Annotated in this window: 2 protein-coding genes; both read left to right on the top strand. The window is 69.9% G+C overall.

The window, feature by feature from the left end; all coding sequences use genetic code 11:
- Positions 1 to 173 precede the first annotated feature (173 nt).
- Complete coding sequence (locus tag AB1609_21295; protein ID MEW6048971.1) at positions 174 to 1352, top strand: LL-diaminopimelate aminotransferase; 1179 nt, start codon at positions 174 to 176, stop codon at positions 1350 to 1352.
- 222 nt (positions 1353 to 1574) lie between these two features.
- Positions 1575 to 2412, top strand: an 838-nt coding sequence (locus AB1609_21290) for a hypothetical protein (GenBank protein MEW6048970.1), incomplete at its 3' end; no start/stop codon positions are given.

The following is a 2412-nucleotide window of genomic DNA, read 5'->3' as shown; positions in this document are numbered from 1 at the left end:
CTGGTGGCCGCAGCGGCCACGGGACGCAGCGGCCGCCGGGCAAACGTCCAACTGCCGGGGGGACGGCTCACCATCGAGTGGGGCGAGGACGGGCGCATCTGGATGACCGGGCCGGCGGAGCTGGTGGTTCAGGGCGTGCTCCCGTGGGACTGGGTGAAAGGGGTTGGCTCCCGGTGAAGCTTGCTTCCCGCATCGAGAAGCTCCCGCCATACCTGTTCGCGGAGATCGACCGGCGCATCGGTCGGGCGAAGGCTGCCGGAGTCGACGTCATCAACCTGGGCATCGGTGACCCCGACGAGCCCACCCCCGCACCCATCGTGGAGGCGCTGCGGCATAGTGCGGGACGCGCCGAACATCACCGGTACCCACCTTACCAGGGGCTCCGGTCTTACCGGGAGGCGGTGGCTCGGTTCTTTGGCCGGCGCTTCGGCGTGCAACTGGACCCCGATCGGGAGGTGCTGGCGCTCATCGGTTCCAAGGAAGGGCTGGCTCACCTGGCGTGGGCCACCATGGAGCCGGGCGCTGTGGCGCTGGTGCCCGACCCGGGCTACCCCGTGTACGCGACGGCAGTGGCTCTGGCCGGCGGGGAAGCGTTCAGCGTGCCGCTGCGCCCGGAGCGCGGCTTCCTGCCGGACCTGGATGCGGTACCGGGGGAGGTTGTGCGGAGGGCCCGGCTCTTGTTCATCAACTACCCCAACAACCCCACGGGAGCGGTGGCGGGGCTCGAGTTCTTCGAGAGGGTCGTCAACTGGGCCAAGGCCCACGACGTGTTGGTTTGTCACGACGCCGCGTACAGCGAGCTCACGTTCGACAACCGCCGGGCCCCGAGCATCCTGCAAGTCCCCGGGGCGCGGGACGTCACCATCGAGTTCCACTCGCTGTCGAAGAGCTTCAACATGACCGGCTGGCGGATCGGGTGGGCGTGCGGGAGCGCTGCCGCGATCGATGCGCTGGCCCGCCTGAAGACGCACCTGGACTCGGGTGTGTTCGGGGCGATCCAGGAGGCGGCCACTGAGGCCCTCGACACGCAGGCGGCATTCACGCAGGGAATGCGGGGCCTTTACCAGAGCCGGCGGGACCGGGTCGTGGCCGCGCTCAGGGAGATGGGCTGGAAGATCGAGCCGCCCGGGGGTGCCATTTACGTATGGGTGCCGCTCCCGCCGGGGTGGGATTCGATGAGCTTCGCCGCCGAACTCCTCGACCGCACCGGCGTGGTGGTGACGCCGGGCATCGGGTACGGGCAGCAGGGCGAGGGGTTTGTGCGCATCTCGTTGACGGTGCCCGACCGGCGCCTGGACGAGGCCCTTGGCCGCTGGAAGGCGCAGGGGTTGGCCTTCGAGCCCCGGCGATGAAACAGGCCGGATACCTTGACGCGCCTTTGACCCTGTGGCTATACTCATGCCAAATTCCGGTGCCCTGCAGGCAGTGTTGAGGCGAGCAGAGCGCCAGGCGAGACGAGTTGAGAAAAGCGAAGCCAGGAGAGGGAAGGGCATCGGTTCTCGTCTCTTTCCCTCCTCGCCTTTCCTTGCTTGCCCAGACGGCTGCAGGGGCGCCTTCTGGTGGGGAGGCCCTCTTTGCAGCGCTTTCCGGGTCGGTCGGCGTTCGTTGACCATTTCGGCTCCCTCGGAGCCGGGGCAGTCTTCGCTCCCTTTCTGGCGGACGGGCTGACGCCTGTCGCGGCCCTTCTGAGGCTGGGGCCAAATCCGCTCGGCCGCTTCCTCCTCGAGAGCGTGGAGCAGGGCGAGCGGTTGGGCCGCTGGTCGTTCGTGGGGGCGGGCGCAAGCGAACTGGTGGCGTTCGACGGCCAGTATGGCCTGGTCTTCCGCGCGCACCCCCGGGACGGGGTAATCTACGAGGCTGACCGCTGGGCAAGCCGCGATCCCTTGAGCGAGCTGCGCGAGCGGCTGCGCCCCTGGAGAGTCCCGACCGAGGTGGTCAAGGCGAGCCTCGACGGCGCGCCGCGGGCCGCACGGGAACTGCCCCCGTTTTTCGGCGGGGCCGTGGGGTTTCTCGGGTACGATGTGGTGCGCACCATCGAACGTCTCGGGACGGTCCGGCCCGACCCCGTCGGCACGTGGGAGGCCGGGTACCTCCTGGCCGACACCGTGGTGGTCTTCGACCACCTGCGCCGCATGGGATACGTGGTGGCCCTGGCACGGTGGGACCCTGTCGGGGGCGACCCTGGCGCCGCATACGCCGAGGCCAGTGAGCGGGTGGCCCGGGTGTGGGAGAGGCTACACGGCCCGGGCGGGGCCGACGGGGTGTGGGCGCTCTCCGCGGCCGTTGAAGTTCCTGCCGCGCCGGTGCGTGACCCGGGCGGCGCGGCGGTCGAGGACGAGGCGTTCGAGCAGGCCGTGCGGCGGGCCCGCCGCTACATCGAGGCAGGCGACATCTTCCAGGTCGTGCTTTCCC

The sequence above is a fragment of the Bacillota bacterium genome (assembly GCA_040754675.1).
GTDB lineage: Bacteria > Bacillota > Limnochordia > Limnochordales > Geochordaceae > Geochorda.
This window is presented reverse-complemented; position numbering and strand designations above follow the sequence as displayed.